General features: G+C 55.1%; 13 protein-coding genes and 1 pseudogene. 4 read left to right on the top strand and 10 right to left on the bottom strand.

Features of this window, described 5'->3' with window-relative positions; translation table 11 throughout:
- Positions 1–14 precede the first annotated feature (14 nt).
- From IT781_RS14050 to IT781_RS14040, 3 genes are all read right to left on the bottom strand, one after another.
- Positions 15–1,370: a (Fe-S)-binding protein gene (locus IT781_RS14050; protein WP_194970798.1), complete on the bottom strand. Its 1,356-nt coding sequence runs from the start codon at positions 1,368–1,370 to the stop codon at positions 15–17.
- Positions 1,371–1,511: 141 nt separating this feature from the next.
- Positions 1,512–2,156: a response regulator transcription factor gene (locus IT781_RS14045; RefSeq protein WP_194970797.1), complete on the bottom strand. Its 645-nt coding sequence runs from the start codon at positions 2,154–2,156 to the stop codon at positions 1,512–1,514.
- On the bottom strand, positions 2,153–3,478 hold the full coding sequence (locus IT781_RS14040) for a histidine kinase (protein WP_194970796.1): 1,326 nt from the start codon (positions 3,476–3,478) through the stop codon (positions 2,153–2,155). Before IT781_RS14040 ends, IT781_RS14045 begins: the two co-directional genes overlap by 4 nt.
- A gap of 133 nt (positions 3,479–3,611) precedes the next feature.
- Here IT781_RS14040 and IT781_RS14035 point away from each other — a divergent pair, with 133 nt between their 5' ends.
- The gene (locus tag IT781_RS14035) at positions 3,612–4,568 is read left to right on the top strand and encodes a PQQ-dependent catabolism-associated beta-propeller protein (protein ID WP_194970795.1); all 957 of its coding nucleotides are present in this window, start codon (positions 3,612–3,614) and stop codon (positions 4,566–4,568) included.
- A 204-nt stretch (positions 4,569–4,772) separates the two neighbouring features.
- On the opposite strand, the gene IT781_RS14030 is transcribed toward IT781_RS14035, so the two are convergent.
- The 4 genes from IT781_RS14030 to IT781_RS14015 form a co-directional block, all read right to left on the bottom strand.
- Positions 4,773–5,870, bottom strand: coding sequence for a TIGR00266 family protein (locus IT781_RS14030; protein WP_194970794.1), 1,098 nt, complete (start codon positions 5,868–5,870; stop codon positions 4,773–4,775).
- Positions 5,871–6,197: 327 nt separating this feature from the next.
- The gene (locus IT781_RS14025; RefSeq protein ID WP_194970793.1) at positions 6,198–9,650 is read right to left on the bottom strand and encodes an SbcC/MukB-like Walker B domain-containing protein; all 3,453 of its coding nucleotides are present in this window, start codon (positions 9,648–9,650) and stop codon (positions 6,198–6,200) included.
- Positions 9,651–9,795: 145 nt separating this feature from the next.
- Positions 9,796–10,878 (bottom strand): GGDEF domain-containing protein, encoded by a 1,083-nt coding sequence (locus IT781_RS14020; protein WP_194970792.1) that lies wholly within the window; start codon positions 10,876–10,878, stop codon positions 9,796–9,798.
- Positions 10,879–10,993: 115 nt separating this feature from the next.
- Positions 10,994–11,509, bottom strand: a complete 516-nt coding sequence (locus IT781_RS14015) for an RcnB family protein (RefSeq protein ID WP_194970791.1) — start codon at positions 11,507–11,509, stop codon at positions 10,994–10,996.
- A 232-nt stretch (positions 11,510–11,741) separates the two neighbouring features.
- On the opposite strand from IT781_RS14015, the gene IT781_RS14010 reads away from it, so the two are divergent.
- On the top strand, positions 11,742–13,925 hold the full coding sequence (locus tag IT781_RS14010; protein WP_194970790.1) for an AMP-binding protein: 2,184 nt from the start codon (positions 11,742–11,744) through the stop codon (positions 13,923–13,925).
- Positions 13,922–15,094, top strand: a complete 1,173-nt coding sequence (gene lplT / locus IT781_RS14005; RefSeq protein WP_194970789.1) for a lysophospholipid transporter LplT — start codon at positions 13,922–13,924, stop codon at positions 15,092–15,094. The genes IT781_RS14010 and lplT overlap by 4 nt, the downstream gene beginning before the upstream one ends.
- 15 nt (positions 15,095–15,109) lie before the next feature.
- Here lplT and IT781_RS14000 read toward each other — a convergent pair whose 3' ends face one another.
- The 3 genes from IT781_RS14000 to IT781_RS13990 all read right to left on the bottom strand — a co-directional run bounded on the left by IT781_RS14000 (position 15,110) and on the right by IT781_RS13990 (position 18,159).
- A complete protein-coding gene (locus IT781_RS14000) occupies positions 15,110–16,438 on the bottom strand; it encodes an MFS transporter (RefSeq protein WP_194970788.1) in 1,329 nt (442 codons plus the stop codon).
- 164 nt (positions 16,439–16,602) lie between these two features.
- A complete protein-coding gene (locus IT781_RS13995; protein ID WP_194970787.1) occupies positions 16,603–17,205 on the bottom strand; it encodes a TetR/AcrR family transcriptional regulator in 603 nt (200 codons plus the stop codon).
- 18 nt (positions 17,206–17,223) lie between these two features.
- Positions 17,224–18,159 carry a LysR family transcriptional regulator gene (locus IT781_RS13990; protein ID WP_194970786.1) on the bottom strand — a complete coding sequence of 312 codons (936 nt, stop codon included), beginning with the start codon at positions 18,157–18,159 and terminating at the stop codon, positions 17,224–17,226.
- Positions 18,160–18,339: 180 nt separating this feature from the next.
- Here IT781_RS13990 and IT781_RS13985 point away from each other — a divergent pair.
- A pseudogene (locus tag IT781_RS13985) lies at positions 18,340–18,514 on the top strand (carbonic anhydrase); the annotation flags it as partial.

Raw genomic sequence — 18,514 nt, 5'->3', positions numbered from 1 at the left:
GCCATAGCCCGCGGTCATCGGCCGAGCGCAGCATACAAGATCTCGGCAATATGCAGCGGCTTGGCATGGCCGCCGTTCAGGATTTGCTGCCGGCAGGAAAAGCCGTTGGCGACAACCGCCGCATCGGGCTCCGCCCGCAAGGCCGGATAAAGCCCCTGCTCTGCCATTTCGCGCGAGAAACCGGCATGTTCGGACTCCAGGCCGAATTGTCCCGCCATGCCGCAGCACGATGATTCAATCTGTCGGCTATCCAGTTCAGGGATCAGCTTCAGCACTTTGCGCATCGCCTTGGTCGCGCCGACCGCCTTCTGATGGCAGTGTCCATGTATCAGCAATTTTTGTTTGCCCAGCGCATTGAACGCCAGGGTCCAGCGTTTGGCCGTCTGTTCCCTGGCGATAAACTCTTCGAGCAATAACACTTTCGCTGCCAATTGCCTGGCCTGCTCGCCTAGGCCCATGCACAGATATTCATCCCGCAGACTGAGCATGCAGGATGGCTCCAGGCCGATGATCCAGCGATCCGCTTCAAGATGCGGCGTCAGCGCCTGCAGCAAGCGATGCGCTTCCTGACGGGCCTCGTCGATCATGCCGTTGGCGAAATAGGTTCGCCCGCAGCATAAAGGCCGCTTTGCCGCACCGGCATGCTCATCTTCATCCAGCAAATGAACCCGGTAGCCCGCAGCCGTGAGCACCGAGACGGCCGCCTCGGCAACGGTCGGATTGAAATGGCGGTTGAAGGTATCGACGAACAGCACGACTTCCGGCATGCCGGTGTCATTTTTCAGTTTGTCCCGCACGGATGCCGCGTTAAACGGCTGTCCGACGGGTTCCGGCAGTTTCACTTCGGCGCTGATGCCCAGTAATCGATCCCCGCACTGCGCCAGCATCCTATGGCGGTTGCGCCATCTGATCATCAGCCGGCCCAGCCGGGGAAACCGGGCCAGCAGTTTTGGCACGGCCGCAAACAGGCGGTTGCGCAGCGGTATGCCGGCGGTACTGAATCGCTGGGCCAGAAATTCGGCTTTAATCAGCGCCATATCCACTTCGTTCTCGCATTCGCGCTTGCAGCCTTTGCAGCTGACGCACAGGTCCATCGCTTCGGCCAGTTCATCATGCTCGAACGGTGCGCTGCCGAACTCGCCGTTAAGCGCCGCTTTCAGCAATTTGACCCGGCCGCCGGTTGATAGGCCGGGGCTGCCGCTGATGCGAAAGCTGGGACACATAACGCCCTTGCCGGCTTGCTCGCAGGCGCGACTGCCGATGCATACGGCAACTGCCTTGGCGAAGTCGCCGCCGGTCCTGGGAATGTCGGCATAGGCGTCCCCCATGCCGGCGTCCTGATAAGCTGACCAATCGAGAAAGAGTTTCATGATGACGCTGAAGTTGATGACAACAGACTACGAGCAAAATGGATGCCAGCGCCTTAATTAAGCTAAACGCTTGTTTTATAGGGGATTGGCTCTGGAGGGCAATGTAGGAAATCCTACAAGCGGCCAAGCCTTCGGGACGATTCAGTTTTTCATGATGCCCAGCACCATGGCGATATGCGCCAGTTCGGCCGTCGTCGACACCTTGAGTTTGCTTTTGATCTGCGTGCCGTAATTGGCCACGGTTTTATAGCCCAGGCATAGCTCATCGGAAATTTTATGCATGGTCAGGCCTTTAGCCAGCAACCGGAAGACGTCGAATTCCCGCGCGGACAATGAATCGATCAGCGCCCGGTAGTCGGAATCCTTATTGCGCTCAGGCAGGCTTTCCCTTAAGCCCTGTTCTATATAAGTTTCACCGGCGGCTATTTTCTCTATCGCTTCCACCAGAATCGCCGGCGCGGTGTTCTTGGTGATATAGCCTTTCGCTCCGGCGGCAAGCGCCCGGTTGACGTAAACCGCCTCGTCATGAACGCTGAACACCAGTATTTTGGCCGCACTATCGCGCAGCAGAATGCGCCTTATGCTCTCCAGCCCGCCGATGCCGGGCATCGACAGATCCAGCACGATGACGTCCGGCTTTTTGTCCAGGTAAAGCTGGCAGGCCTGTTCGCCCCGCTCAGCCTCGGCTACCACGTCTATGTGGTCCACGGATGATAACAGCAGGCGGAAGCCCGCCCTGACGACGGCGTGGTCGTCCACCAGAATAACTTTTATTTTTTCTTTCATTTCAGGGGAATGGTTGCGATGATGTTCATACCTTGTTGAGGCCGGGTTTGCAGGCGGAATTCACCGCCCAGGCTTTTTATTCTTTCTCTCATGCCCAGCAGCCCGAAACCCATTTTGACCTGTTCCGGCGCGTAGCCCTTGCCGTTATCGGTCACCTGCAGGCGCAGTTCTCTGCCGGAAGCGGCCTGAGGCACGATTTCAAGGCATATGACAGCCTGTTCGGCCTGCGCATGACGGACGATGTTGGTGATGCACTCCTGCACGATTCTGAAGGCCTGAATGGTAATTTTCTGCTCCAGTCCGTCAACTTCATCGGAACAGCTCAGGTTCAGCTTTAATTCGGGATTTCGGGTTGCCCATTGATTGATCAGGTCCTCCAGAGTCGCCTTCAAGCCTAGTTCGGTCAGGCTCAACGGATGCAGATTGCGCATCATGGAGCGCACGACCGTGATCAGATGATCGCAAATACCGGTAATGGCATCGGTAATCCGCTCGGTTTCGGCTTTGTTGCTTTTCGCCGTGACCGCCATGACTTTAATCGCTGTCAATGATTGCCCCAGTTCGTCATGCAATTCCTGCGACAGACGCTGGCGCTCCTCTTCCTGGATTTCCAGCGAGTGCAGCGTCAGGGCTCTGTTTTCCTTTTGGGTGTCGTCCAGCACGTGGGTCATGTGATTGATGGCCTTGGCAATGCGGTCGTATTCCTTAATGGAAAAATCAGGCAGTTTCTGCTGGTACTGGCCCAGTTCGATGGCTTTCAGTGCATCGACAATGACGGCTATCGCCTTGAAGGCCTTGTTGAAAGCCAGATTGACGGCCAGAAACGTGATCAATGTCATCACCAGCAGGGAAATGAAAAATGAGCAGCTTTCCTCCCATACTTCGACGATTTCGTCCAGCGGGTCGGCCTGAATGATCAGCGTGATCCGTTCGCCGTCAGCGGCAGTCAGCTGTTGCTCCAGTTGCGGGTAGTCTGCCGAAACCAGATGGATAAACCATTGGGGCGGCGTATAAGCATCGGCATCGCCTTTCTGTTTGGCTGTATAGCTGACCACCTCGCCGACAGGCTTTTTCAATTGAATGTTTAGATGGCGGGTCTGCTTAAGCGAGACGAACCGGGGCAGCCAGGCATCGACATCAAACGCCGCCTTTTGTGATTGCGGGAAATTGAGCTGGATAAGCTGGGCGGCCAGATTGAGCGACGAATCGATTTCCCTGCTGACAGCTGCACGCGCCTGCCAGACAGTCACGGTTCCCCCTAAAATCAGGATTGCGATACTGGTAAGCAGAATTCTAATGTTGATCTGGTAGCGTAAACTCATCTTCGGCTCGCCTAAATTTTCAATTATGGTATCCAGATTCCTCTCCTCCTATAGGAAAAATTCTTTTTTTTGCAGCCGTTATTTATCTTCTTGACAACAATGATATGTTGCCTGTTTTTTCGTACGGGTATTTATGAAACATATTATAACGGCTGTCCTGCTGATAGCAGGCGGCATGGCTCATGCCGAAACGGTTTTTGTGACGCTGGAAAAAGACAACGCCCTTGCGGTCGTCGATCCGGTTGAAGGCAAGCTGCTGAAAACGGTCAGTGTCGGTCAGCGTCCGCGCGGCATCGCCATCAGCAAGGATTATCGGCATCTTTACATTGCCACCAGCGATGACAATACGATCCGCATCATTAACAGCGAAACCTTTGCCGAGGAAGGGCAGTTGCCCTCCGGCAAGGACCCGGAAACGTTTGCGCTCGATCCCGACAGCCAGTTCGCCTACGTTTCCAACGAAGACGACAGCCGGGTGACGGCCATCGACATTGGGCAGCGCAAGGCCGTCAAGGAAATTCCGGTCGGCGTCGAACCGGAAGGCATTACCGTCAGCCCGGACGGCAAGTGGGTCGCCAGCGCTTCGGAAGCCACCAACATGGTGCACTGGATCGACAGGAAAAGTCTTCAAGTCGTCGACAACACGCTGGTCGATCCCCGGCCCCGCGCGCTGAGCTTTACCGCCGACAGCCAGCAGCTCTGGGTCACTTCCGAAATGGCGGGCACGGTCACAGTGATCGATGCGGCGTCGCGCAAAATCATCAAGCAAATCAAATTCGCCGTCACGGGCGTCACAGACGACAAGATTCAGCCGGTCGGCGTAGTGATCGACAGCAAGCGGCAGTGGGCTTATGTGGCCCTGGGACCGGCCAACCGGGTCGCCGTGGTTAATGCCCAAACCCTTGAACCGGAGAAATATCTGCTGGTGGGGCAGCGGGTCTGGAATCTGGCGTTCTCGCCGGACCAGAAACGGCTTTATACGACCAACGGCGTCAGCAATGACATCTCCCTGATCGATCTGGAAGCCCATAAGGTCACCAAATCCGTAGGGGTCGGGCTTTACCCGTGGGGCGTTGCGGTCAAGCCTTAGACGCTGTATCCGCTTAATGCAGGTTGCCCGGCAAGCTGAATTCAGATCGACTGAGTTAAAACGTCGCCAGCGCGACAGTTATTGGAATCGGGTTTTTCGATGCCGGTGCGAATCCGTTCGCGCGCCTGCATCGGAAACCCATCCGCACGGTTAAAGAGGTTGCGCATGCGCGTTGCTAAAGACCGGTCTCTCTACGTGGCCGCATCAGTCCCCATCGAGTAAATTCCCCAGTCCTCCCAGAATGGAGCCTTCGCCTTGTTGTCTGCCGCCCCCTTGCGGCGCCGATGACATCATCCTGCCCGCCAGGCGCGAGAACGGCAGACTTTGCAGCCAGACGGTGCCGGGACCGGTTAACTTGGCAAAAAACAAGCCTTCGCCGCCAAACAGCATGGTTTTAATGCCGCCGGCCTGTTGAATGTCAAAATCAATGCTGCCCGTCATCGCCGCCAGACACCCGGTATCGACATGCAGCATTTCTCCGGCGGCCAGTTCTATTTTTTGCAGGCAGCCGCCGGCATGTACAAACACCCAGCCATTACCTTCCAGTTTTTGCATGACAAAACCTTCACCGCCAAACAGGCCAGTTAAAATACGACGCTGGAAATGAATGCCGATCTGCACGCCTTTGGCGGCCGCCAAAAAACTGTCTTTCTGGCAAATCAGTTTTTGGCCGTAGTCGTTCAAATTCAAGGCAAGAATAGTGCCTGGAAAAGGCGCTGCGAACGCTACCTTACCTTTGTCGTGTGCGTTTTGCGTGAACACGGTAACAAACAGGCTTTCGTTAGTCAGCAGGCGCTTACCCGCGCCCAGCAATAGCCCCATAATACCGGATTGCTGATTGGCCGAACCGTCACCGAAAATGGTTTCCATTTTTACTCCCGCGCTTTTGTACATCATCGCACCGGCCTCGGCGACTGCGCTCTCTTGCGGGTCCAGTTCGATTTCCACAAACTGCATTTCATGGCCGTAGATTTTATAATCGATACCGTCCGTGACCGCCTGTTGGCCAAAACCGCCGGAAGATTGGACATCCGGTTGCGTATTAGCCGCATTGACCGGCTGAGCGCCGGCAGGCAATGCCTTCGGTTTGGGCGACATCATATGCGCAGGCGGCGGCGGAAAAGGCGTGACGCCGTCTTTCTTCATCGGCCTGATTTCAGCCGCTTCGAAAATGGGAATCCAGTCGGGAAAACGCGAACACCAGCAATAAGCGCCTTGGTGTTCACGGGCGAAAACTTTTGCATAATCCAATGTATAGGGGCCGCTGACTGTATTGTTAAAAGAAAAAAACCATTCATTCATTGTGGGAGCCTAGCTTAATTATGAAATGTAGAAACAGTCTATGAGTATAGACTAACCGGTTTTTTGATACAGCCGGGCATTCCTGTTCAGGCAGGGTGCCGGCGGCGAGTGAAGCGACGAGCAGCGCCGCTTCCGGCGAAAATAGCCTACAGGGCGCAAAAGAGAGTAACTCACCTTCGGGTGCGATAAACCCGATTCAGATAACCGTCGCGTTAACTGCATCTTTTAATCGATGCAATGCTTTCGTTGCCTGCGGGGCATGGGAGTCGGCCCGGCATGATGGATGCCTGCCGGGCTTTTACGGCTTAAGTCCGTAGCAGGCTGTTATCAAGATGCTTTCCTCAGTTCGCCCATGCCGTTCGGCTTCCTGACCACTTGCAGCTGCGCCTTGAAGCGTTTCTGCACACTTTCGACATGGGAAATGACGCCGACGACTTTTCCGTGCGTATGCAAGCTTTCCAGCGTGCTGATGACCGTGTACAGGTTTTCCGCATCGAGGTTGCCGAAGCCTTCGTCCAGGAACAGCGAATCCACGGCTCTGCCGTTGTTGGCCAGTTCCGAAAGTCCCAGGGCCAGCGCCAGGCTCACGATGAAGCTCTCGCCGCCGGACAAGGTCCGGGGCAGGCGGCGGACGTTGGCCTGATAAGTATCCTCGATTTCCAGCGCCAGCCCCTGTTCGCTGGGCACCTGCCGGATGTAATAGCGGCCGCTGATTTTTTCGAGTATTTCATTGGTTTGCGCCAACAGCTTTTCAGCGACCTGCCTTTGCACGCGGCGGCGGAACTCCACGCCGCTTTCGGCCGCAATCTGCTGGGCTTCCGCCAGGCATTGGCTGGCGATCGCTTCCTGATCCTGGAGCTGAGCCAGAATCGCATCATGCCGTTGCTTCTGCTGAGCCTGCTCTTTCAGCGTTCTTTCCAGACGCTGTACTTCCATCTGCGCAATGTCCATTTTTTCGGCCAGGCTTCTTAATTGAACCTCTATTTCTTCCCTGCTTAACGCCATGTCTGCCTGGGCCAGCTCGGCCTGCAGCAGGGCTTTCTGCTGCTCCAGCTGTACCGCCATGGTTTCGATGTCCTTCTCCAGCGCGGCCAATTGCCGCTCCAGCTCCGGCTGATGCTGCATCAGGTCAAGCGTGGACTCAAGCGCCTGCAGGCTCGTGAACTGCGTGCCCTGCAGTTTTTGCAGCAGCGCCTGCCGCAGACCGGCAAGCTCGGCTTCCTGTTGCGCGATTTGCCGTTCCTTATCGGCAATCATCTTCTGCTTCTCGATCAAAGCCAGATGCAGGCCGACGGTTTCTTCCTGCTGTAGGCGGCGGCCGTATACTTCGAGCTTGTCATTGTCTTCCTGTATCTTGGCCCGGGCGGCAGCCTCTTTTTCGGCCAGCGAATCCATCTCCTCGGTCAAGGATCTGCGACGGAAGACATAGCCCTGATAATCCTGGCGGCGGCTGTTGAGCCGGTCGAACAGGGCGTCCTCCTTGCCGCTGGCCGGCAGTTTTTCTCCGAGCCGGGCCAGCTGTTCGGTCATTTTGGCGACCAGCTCTTTTTCTTCCTGCTGATATTTGATCAGCGCCGCTTCCGTGTCGATCTGGTCCTGCGGACGTCCCTGCCATTCGGCATCCAGTTTCTCGGTACCGTCCTTGAGCCGTTCGAGCGCGGCTTCGTTCTTGGCCAGCGATGATTTCAGCTTTTCGATACTGTCCTGCTTGCTTCGGTATCGCGAGGCCAGCGTGCCTATTTCTTTCAGTTCATCGATTTCGGCCTGCAGCAGCTGCTTCATCAGCTTGGTGTTGTCGATATCCAGTTCGCTGCTGGCGACATTGAGCCGATTGCACAACATCGTCCATTGCGATTTGATCTGCGCCAACTGCTTATCGGTCGCCTCTCTCTTCTCGACCTGCCGTTGCGCGGCCTTGATTTGCTGCGTCAGCCTGCCGACCTTCGCCGTCAGCACCTGCAGTTTTGCGCGCTGATCGGTTAACGCCTGTTGGGAATTGGATACGGCCGGGGGGCGTCTGACATACGGGTGCGTCAAAGATCCGCACAACGGGCAGGGCTTGCCTTCCACCAGATGCTGCCGGTCCGCTTCCATTTTTTTCAGCAGGGCTTCGCGGACGACCGACTCTTCCAATGCGCGTTTGATATTTTCCTCGCGGCTTATTTCCTGTTGGGTCTGTTCCAGATCGCGGTTCAAGGCGTCGATATCGTATTCCGGCTCCGCTCTACCCAACAGGCTGCCGAAAAAACCCAAGCCCGCATCATTCAGTTTCTGATGCGCGCGCGCAAGGCTGTTCAATTCATCGAATGCCTTGACGCGCTCCTGCTGTTCCAGGCGCAGCTCTTCAATTTCATCCGGATTGTGGCCTTCCGCCAGCGATACCAGTTCCTGCTCTTCTTCATTTATCTGGTCTTTTAGCTCGGCCTGTTTTTTGGTGCCCTGTTCGATCGCAGACTTGTTGTTTTTCAGCGAAGCGGTCGTGTTCTTGGTCCATTTGGCGAAGGACTTCTGTTTTTCCCTTAACTCGACCAGCTCTGTCCTAAGCTTTTTCAGACGCCCGGTTTCAGGGAAGTCGGACAGCAAGGCTTCATCGGCGGCATGCTCGTCCAGCCATGCATTGACGGTCTCCAGCACGGCTTTCTTTTCCTCGATCTGGGCTCCCAAAGCCTGGCGCAAACCCATTTCCGACTGCCGATCCATATTGAGCAGTTCGATCTGCGCCTTGGTGCTGTCGATGGCCTCCTTCTGCTCGGCAACGGATTTATTGGCCAGATCGACCGGGGCGTTCCTGTCGATATTCGAGGCAGCGAACATGGCCTCCAGCTGTTTCAGTTCGTTGCGGTAGGCGGCCAGCGCGGCTTTGTCCTGCTGAACCGCCTGATTTTTGTCGGCAATGGCCGTGGCATCGTCCTGAAAGAGCAGCGCGTCCTGGGCGGTGGCCAGTTTGGCCAGGCTTTCCTGCTGGCTTTCGGCCTGTTTTCGGGCATCCTGCAGTTGTTTTTCCTGATCGGCGATTTCGGTTTTCAGCGCCGCTATGCGTCTTTGCGCGGCCTGCTGTTGCTTCAATTGGTTGTGATCGGCGCGCAATTCGGCGTACTGCTCGCTAAAGTCGATCAAATCATGCTCGCACGCTTCCCGTTTTTCAGGCGGCATGATTTGCACTATCGCCAGATCCTGTCTTAACAGGTCCAGTTGTCTTTGCGCGCTCTCGGCCTTGTCAATGACATTTTTCCGGTAATCGGCGTAGATATCGCTGCTGATGATTTTCTCGAGGATATCCATGCGCTCGGTATCGAGTGCGTTCAGGAAGGCGGCGAAATCGCCTTGCGCCAGCATGATCGAGCGCGTGAAATTGCGGAAATTCATGCCGGTGATTTCGGTAATCAAGGCACAGACCGAATGCGGGGTATCGGCCAGCCGTTCCTCGTTTTCGCCGAGGCGGGTCAGCGTCATGACCGGCGGCGCCAGTTCCGCATCGGGGCGGCCGCCTTCGCGCTCGACATGCCAGCTTGACCGGTATCGGTCAGCGCCCAGCGAAAATTCGATCACGGAAAAACAGTCGGCCGTATGCTTGGTCATGACATGCCGGGCCGGGCGTTCAAAGCGGAACGTCTCACCGTATAAAGCCAGCGTGATCGCGTCGAGAATGGCGGATTTGCCTGAACCATTAGGGCCGGTAATGGCGAAAACACCGGTATCAAACGGCGCCTGATCAAAGTCGATCCGGTTCTCGCCTTCTAATGATTTGATATTTTTAAAATGGATATTGAGTATTTTCATGCACTGACGACTCTGCCCGGCAAGGATTAAGATTTTTTTAATCCCTGCATTATAGCGCTGTCAGGCAATATTTTCCTGTTCAGACTTTGTCTTTTATAACCGGCGCTGAGGCCTGTCAGTCGAACGCGTGCGGCAAGGCTTCGAATCAGGCATCCGATGACTGCCGGGCCGACTTGAAGGCTCTTTTCGCCTCGTACATTCTATGGTCGGCGCAGCGGATGACGGTTTCGGGATCATCATAATGATCGGGGCCTGTCTGGAAGATGCCAATGCTTAAGGTGACATCCTGCCGGTATTGCCTGAGAGCGTCATTGAAGCGCTGCATATAGATTTCGCTGGCCTGCGATTCGGTGCAGTTAGTCAGAATGATGCAGAATTCATCGCCGCCATAGCGGAAGCAACAGTCTTCGGCACGCGATATTTTTCTGAAGACATCGCCTATCATGCGCAGCACGTCATCACCGCGCTGATGACCTTCGATATCATTGATTTTCTTGAAATCGTCAATATCAAAGTACACGAACGTCACGGGGTCGGAATGGCGCTGGGCTCTATGGAGGGTTTTCTCAAGCGTTTCAGTAAGAAAGCGCGTATTCAACAACCCTGTGAGCGGATCTGTGCGCGCCAACCTCTCCAGTTGCTGCGTTCGCTCCATGACCTTGATCTCCAGTGTCCGCGCGTAAGTCAGGGATTTGTCTTTTTCGGCTTTGACTTCCGAAACCAGGCTGCCGATGTAAGTTTCAAACACGAGCGTTATATCGAATAGCAATAATTTATCGAGCGCCGCCAGCGTGGCCTGGCGAGCGCCGGCGTCCGGAAGCGCTTCGTTTATCAGTCTGGCCAAAAGGCCTTTAAGCGTGTGGATGGCCGAAAGATAGAATTTGGGTTCGACGCCGATGCGTTTATGGGCCAGCCCTATGCCTAACCGGTCGCTTATATAATCCAGGCCGTACGAGCCGCCGAACAGGTCGAGGACATAGCGGCGCTGCATACCGCGCAGGCGCGCCAAGGTATCGGCGCCGTCGATCATCTGCGCAACTTCAGGTATGCGGATCTGAATTTCGTAAAATTCGTCTACCAGGGCATCTATTTTCGTCTCGATGACCGGCCGGCAACGGGCCAGCCATGCGGCATCGGCCGCGCTGAACGATAACAATGACTTGCGGCGCTCGGCGTCCGATTCAGTGATCGCCATCTGCTCCAGCAGAGTTTTGTCGGCCTGCTTCATTCGTCTTTACGGATAAATAATTACTGCGACAACATTTGCTTGTTAAAGTTGATAAACCTGACAGACGGCCTTGGCCGGGCGATTAAAACCGCCCCGGATTTGCGCAGGGTTACAGTTACATCCTGCCCAAATCCTGTATGGCATCCACGATCATGCCTGTTCCTATCGTTATCAGCAGAATGTCGGACGCCACGCGCACATAGCGGTAGCCTCTCGGCGCAGGCCCCAAGGACTGAACGAGCGAAGGCGGTAAATCATAAAAAATCACGTCCCTAGGAAGCTGCCGGCCGATCTGCCACTTTTTGGCCTGGCCGGGCGGCAGGCAGCCGTTCCGCTTGTTGGCCAGCCCTGGCGGACAATGCCCGGAACGGGACTGTTGAATGTAATAATCATGGATAGCGGTTCTGTGCCGGTCGAGAAAATAATCGTTTCTCCCCATGCTGCCCCCTGCCCTCGCGTTATGATCCGGCCGCTGATTCACATAACGGTCATGCTTGTCTTTCTGCCTGTTCTTACCATCAGGGTGATCGCTGAATCGTGTCGGCTTGTCCGCGTGCGCCGATCCGAAGGCAAACAGGCCGGCGATGATGAGAGCCAGCGCATGACCGACTCGTGAGGTATTTCGTTGCATGGTTTATCTCTACAAAAGTCAATGACGTATTAAACTTAGATGTTAATTGTCATCTTGTCATTATTTTTTCCTTGCCGAGCTTTTTTATGCTTTGAGCAGGATTAAAAAGAGAATTGTCAAGCGACAGTAAAAAGCGTGTAAATATTTAATTGAACATTGTTCAATTACAATTTAGAATTACGTCATCAAGACATCTCTCAATGTCTGCTAAGATGGTGCAAGGAGGAATATTATGCTGAAAAAAATTTTACGCTGGCTGCTGACTTTGATCTATAAGGTTGAAGTCAAAGGCCTGGAAAACTATAAACAGGCCGGGAACCGCGTCCTGATCATATCCAACCATACGTCCTTTCTGGACCCGCTGCTGCTGGGCGTTTTCCTGCCCGACGACATCACTTTTGCAATCAATACGCATATTTCCCAGCGCTGGTGGCTAAGGCCTTTTCTAAGCCTGTCGCGCGTTTTCCCGATGGACCCGACGCATCCCATGTCGCTGAAGGATGTCATTCACCATCTGCAGCATGATACCCGCACCGTCATATTCCCGGAAGGCCGCATTACGGTAACCGGTTCCCTGATGAAGATTTACGACGGCACCGGCATGGTCGCCGACAAATCGGGCGCGACCATTTTGCCGATCCGCATCGATGGCGCCGAATATACGCACTTCTCGCGCTTGCGCAATATCGTGCGCTTGCGCCTGTTTCCCAAGATCACAATTCAGATTCTGCCGCCGACCAAGATTTCCGCACCCGAAGACATGCGGGGCAAAACCCGCCGCAAGCACAGCGGACATGCCTTGGCTGACATGATGACCGATATGATGTTCGCCACCAGCCATTACCGGCAAACCATTTTCGCCGCCTTGCTGGAGGCGCGCAAGATACACGGCGGCAAACATAAGGTTGTCGAAGACCTGGAGCGCATCCCGTTATCCTATGACAGCGTGATCACGCGCACGATTGCGATCGGCGATGCACTGCAAAAAATCACCGAAGCCGGCGAAAATGTCGGCGTTTTCCTGCCCAATTCGACTAAAACGCTGTTTGTGATCCTAGGTTTGCAATTGCACGGCCGCGTGCCCGCCATGCTGAATTTTTCCACCGGCTCGGCCGGCATGGTGTCAGCCTGCCGGACGGCGCTCGTCAAGACCGTGTTAACGTCGCGCCGCTTTATAGAGATGGCCCGTTTAAGCGATGAAGCCGAGCAGTTGCAGAAAGTGGTCAAGCTGGTCTATCTGGAAGATCTGGCTGCGCAAATTACGTCTTTGGACAAATTCAAGGCCTTGGTGCAAAGCAAAACGGCCAACTTATGGTATCAGCATAATCGTTACAGCCCTGACAGCCCGGCCGTGGTGCTGTTCACATCCGGCTCGGAAGGCACGCCCAAGGGGGTCGTGCTGTCCCATGTCAATATTCTGGGCAATCATAAACAACTGGAAGCACGCATCAACTTCAATGCGCAGGATGTCGTACTCAATTTCCTGCCCATGTTTCACTCGTTCGGCTTTACCGTCGGCACGCTGCTGCCGATTCTGAGCGGCATGAAGGCGTTCTTCTATCCGACGCCGCTGCATTACGCAGTCATCCCTGAAATCGCTTACGAGATCAACGCGACCATCATGTTCGGCACGAATACGTTTTTTGCGGCCTACGCGAAAAAAGCCCACCCCTACGACTTCTACAACATGCGCTATGTCGTAGCCGGCGCCGAAAAATTGCATGAAAGCACGCGCCAGATCTGGGCCGACAAATTCGGCATCCGCATTCTGGAAGGCTATGGCGCGACCGAAACGGCGCCGGTCACATCGGTCAATACGCCGATGGATTACAAAGCCGGCACGGTCGGCCGCTTCATGCCCGACATGGAGTACCGGCTGGAACCGATACCGGGCATCGAGGATGCAGGGCAATTGCATGTCAAGGGACCTAACATCATGCTGGGCTATCTGCTGGCCGACAATCCAGGCCGGCTGGTGCCGCCTGAATCCATTTACGGCCAAGGCTGGTACGACACCGGCGATATCGTGCAGGTCGACGAGGACGGCTTCATCAGCATCCGCGGCCGTGTCAAGCGGTTTGCCAAAGTCAGCGGTGAAATGGTTTCCTTGACCGCGGTGGAACAACTGGCGTCCAAAGCCTGGCCCGAAGAGCACCATGCCGCCGTGAGCCTGCCCGATGCCAAAAAGGGCGAACAGGTCATCCTGCTGACGACGCATAAGAATGCCCATATCCATGATCTGGCTGCTGTCGCGGAAGGCGTCGCGCACATTGCCCTGCCAAAGAAAATTCTCGTGGTCAATGCGGTGCCGGTCATGGCGTCCGGCAAAATCAATTATCCGGCGGCGACAGAGCTTGCCGCCGCAAAGCTCATGCCCGTCGCCAAGCCTGATCCCGCAACCAACAAAGTGTCATGAACCGAAACATCTATCCGCTGCTGATTGCGCAGTTTCTGTCCGCTTTGGCCGATAACGCCATTTTGTTTACAGTCATCGCCATGGTCATGCAATCTTCCCATCTGCCCAGCTGGTATGTGCCGGCCCTGCAAAGCGTGTTTCTGGTCGCGTTCGTGCTGCTTGCGCCTTGGGCAGGCGGATTTGCCGACAATCACGCCAAAACCAAGGTGCTGATTATCGCCAACCTGATCAAGGCGGCCGGCGCCGGCCTGTTGCTGCTGCATGTGGAACCTCTGCTGGCTTACTGCGTGGTCGGCATGGGCGCAGCCGTTTACAGCCCGGCCAAATACGGCATTCTGCCCGAGCTGGCGGGCCATGAATTTCTGGTCAAGGCCAATAGCTGGATCGAAGGCTCAACGATTCTGGCGATTTTGCTGGGCATGGTGATCGGCGCCCGTGTGGCCGATTACTCGATCATCTGGGCGCTCGCGGGCACTATTGTGCTGTTTATCGCGTCCGCCTTGGTCACGCTGTCTTTGCCGGTCCGCGTCAGCAACAAAACCGATGCCGGCTCCGGAATGGTCGAATTCAGCCGCCAGATAGGCCAATTCTTCACGACGCCGCGCTCGCGCTTCGCCATTATCGGCGCGTCCATGTTCTGGGCCGCGGCGGCAACGCTGAGAGTCATTCTCGTGGCTTGGGCGCCGCTGGTTTTAATGTCGAAGAATGCGACCGAAATCGCCGAGCTGACCTTGTTCCTCGCCATCGGCATCGTCCTGGGCTCTGCTTTGGTGCCGAGATTGATTCCGCTGGAACACCTGCACCGCGTCAGAATCCCGGCTTATTTGATGGCGCTGTTTATTTTCGATCTGAGCCTGGCCGACAGCCTCTGGCCGGCGCGTTTCGCACTGCTTTCTATCGGCATCATGGGCGGCATGTTCATCGTGCCCATCAACGCCGCCCTGCAGGAGCTGGGACAGCAAAGCATCGGCAGCGGCAGCGCCGTGGCCCTGCAGGGATTCTTTCAAAACCTGTCCATGCTGGCCGCGGTGGGCGGCTATACCTATGCGGCCTCTCTGAACGCCGATCCGGTGGCTTCCATGCTGACGCTGGGCTCGCTGTTTTTCATGGCCACGTTTCTGGTATCGCTGCGCCTGCCCAAGCGTCAGCCGCTACAGCAGCCCGGCTGATCGATCCGGCGAGTGCTACCGGCTCGCATCAAGAGCGGCGGCTTTGCCGCGCTGCTCGTTGACTCTAGCGAGCAGCAGCAGGCCGGCAATAAAGAACAGCAAGGTCGATACCAGCGACAGCCGGTGGTCGCCGCCGCTCCAGTAATTGATCAGGCCATAGCTCAAAGGCCCCGCGATAGCCGACAGCCGGTTCATGACGCCCCACAAGCCCAGGAACTCGCCGCTGCGCCCGCTCGGCGAGAATTTGCTGACCAAAGCCCGCCCGACAGCCTGGCTTGCGCCCATGGCTAGGCCGATCATATTGCCGATTATCCACATATGCGCGGGCTGGCGTGCCAATAACGCCGCGGCCACGGCCGCGATCCAGACCAGCAGCGTTATGGCCAGGGTCGGCACCGAGCCTATGCGGTCCTGCAGATGCCCGCAGATAAACGCGCCGACCGCCGCCGTCACATTGACCACCATGATCAGGATAATCAATGCCTGCGTGTCAAATCCCATGACCTCCTGCGCATAAATGGCGGCCAGCACCACGACCGTACTGACGCCGGACTGGTACACGCCCAGCGTGATCAGAAAACGGAACAAATCGCGAAAGCGGGTCGCCTCTTTAAACGTATGCCCCAAGCGTCTGAAGCCGACAGCCAGCATGGACAGGCTGTGGTCATGAGCCGCTGGCGCCGCGCGCTCTCGCAACCATAGAAAAGTGGGCATCGCCGTCAACGCGAAGATGCCGGCCGTGATCAGCATCGTTGCGGGCACGGACTGGGCTTCCGATATACCTCGCTGTTTGGCCCAGGTGATGTAGGCCAGGCAAATCCCCAGCGTCAGCAAGCCGCCGAAATACCCCAGGCTCCAGCCGTAACCGGACATTCTGCCCATGTTCGGCTCCGGCACAATCTCCGGCAAGAACGCCGCGATCAGATTCTCGCCGCTGGAAAACATGATGGCCGAAACGGTGACCAGCAGCATGGCCGGCAAAATATCGCCAGGCCCGACTAGCGCCAGCAAGGCCGTCGATAGGATGCAGCCCAACGTGGAAATCAGCAGAAAGCGTTTCTTGCTGGCCCGGTCATCGGCAATCGCGCCAATGACCGGCCCGCTGAACATAACCACAAAATTGGCGATGCCGACAGACAGAGACCATAGCAATGTGGCTGAACCGGGCAGGTCGCCGGCAACTACCCCGACGAAATAAGTGCTGAATATTGTCGTCAACACGACCGTGGTATAGCCGGAATTGGCAAAGTCAAACAACGCCCAGGCCAGCAATTCCCTGCGCCCTGCATAATCTATGGCATGATTGTTCTGATCGGTTGAGGGCTGTTTTTGGTTATTGTTCATATAAGTGTGACCATAAGGTTAATGCTGTGCAAACCAAGGAATTTTTACCACGAAGGTCACGAAGAACGCGAAGAAATAATTAAGGATAAGAGAAATAACTTCTCTGTATTTTGACGAGCAGCATTGGGTAGGGGCGAATGGATTCGCCCCTACAGGGTTGCCAGTTAATGCGCCTGCGCCACCCAGCCGCGGATAAAGTTCCTGACCAGCAACACGACACTCTCTTCCACATCATGAACGCCGACCAGATCCATTCTGCCGGTCAGCGACAGCTCGCAAATGCCGTGAATCCCGCCCCATAATGCACGGGCCGCACGCTTTCGTTGCGCTTCGTCGCATTGCGGTGTCAGTCGGGCGAACTGTGCTTCCATCTCCCTGAAAACCTGATCGATTTTTGCCTGGTACCAGTCCGGAATCTCTGCCTGCTCCGGCAAGCGCTGCTGGAAAATCATGCGCCAGCGGTTATAGTTTTGGCTCGCATAGCGCAGATAAGCCTTGGCCAGCACTTCTATGCACTGTTCCGCCGGGTCATCATCAACCACTTCCAGATGCGCGGCAATGTCGTCAAGCGTTCGCCCTTTAATGTGCAAACCCAGATCGGCCATATTGGCGAATACCATGTAAATACTGCCTACCGTATAACCTATCTCCAACGCGATTTTGCGCACGGTCAACGCCTCGTAGCCTTCCTCGATCACTATATTCTCGGCGGCCTTCAGAACCATTTCCTTGATTTCTTCCAGACTGTGTTCGCTTCGTCTTGCCATAGTTAACTGTTCCCTATATTAAGTTGTAGTCTTTTCCCTTGTATTAAGCTTGTCGTCGTTGTAGTTGTTATTTTCGGCAAAGTATTTAATCAAAAAATCGACAAACGTCGTAAGCTTGGCCGGCAAAAAGCGCCTTTGCAAATAAGTGGCATAGACAGCCAGTGAAGGCATGCGATACGCTTGCAGGATCTCTACCAGCTGGCCGTGCGCCAAATAATTCGCGACCGATATTTCCGGCGCCTGCGTGATGCCCATACCTAAAGCCGCCGCCTGGCATAAGGCCCTGCCGTTGTTGGAAGCGAAATGCCAGTTGGTTTTGATTTTAACCTCATCCTCATCAATATTAAACACCCAATAATCTTTGTGCGGCGTGTCGATATAATGCAGGCAACAGTGTGAGTGCAGCGCATCAATCTGTTCAGGCTCGCCGTGCTCAACCAGATAGGCGGGCGAGGCATATGTACACAGGCGCGTTTCGGCTATTTTCCGGGCTACGACGCCCGGATCCAAGCTATCGGTAACCAAAATGGACAGGTCAAAACTGCCTTCGCTCAAATTGACGCGGCTATTATGCAAAGTCATCTGAATTCTAACGCCCGGATGTTCGCGCTGATAGGCATCAATGGCAGGCACCATATAAATGCCGCCAAAATCAATCGGCGCGCTGATCTTCAATGTGCCTTTCACCTGCCGCCCCAGTTGTGCGGTGTAATCGTCCAGTTCCGAGAAATCCTCGAGCAATTGCTTGCTGCGGTAATAATAGATTTCGCCGGCTTCCGTCAAGCTCAACTGACGCGTGGTCCTGTTCAGCAAAGCCACACCTAAAGACTCCTCCAACTGAGCCATGTATTTGCTGATCATCATGGCCGAGAGATTCATTTCGCGCGCGACAGCGGCGAATGTGCCCAATTCTACGATGCGGCAGAAAACTTGAATGTTGTTTAATTTATCCATGAATTTCAATTATAAACTATGAGTTTATATTGTATAAATTTTTATCTCTATTTAAAACACGGGTTTATTGGAATAGACTTCAAAACGGAGATAGTTTAGAGCCGTTGAGTCTTATACATGCAACATCATGTTAAGGCTCAACGGTTTTTTTATAGCCGATAATAATGATGAGAGGAAATCATGAGCAAAATTCTGAATGAAGTGCTGTCAGCGAACAGAGAGTATGTGAATAATTTTGGCGACAAAGGCGATCTGCCGATGCCGCCGGGCCGTCACTTCGCGATCCTGACCTGCATGGACGCACGCCTGGACCCGGCCAAATATGCCGGGCTTTCCGAAGGCGATGCGCATGTCA

It is taken from the genome of Methylobacter sp. BlB1, from assembly GCF_015476545.1.
In the GTDB taxonomy this organism is placed as follows: Bacteria; Pseudomonadota; Gammaproteobacteria; order Methylococcales; family Methylomonadaceae; genus Methylobacter.
This window is presented reverse-complemented; position numbering and strand designations above follow the sequence as displayed.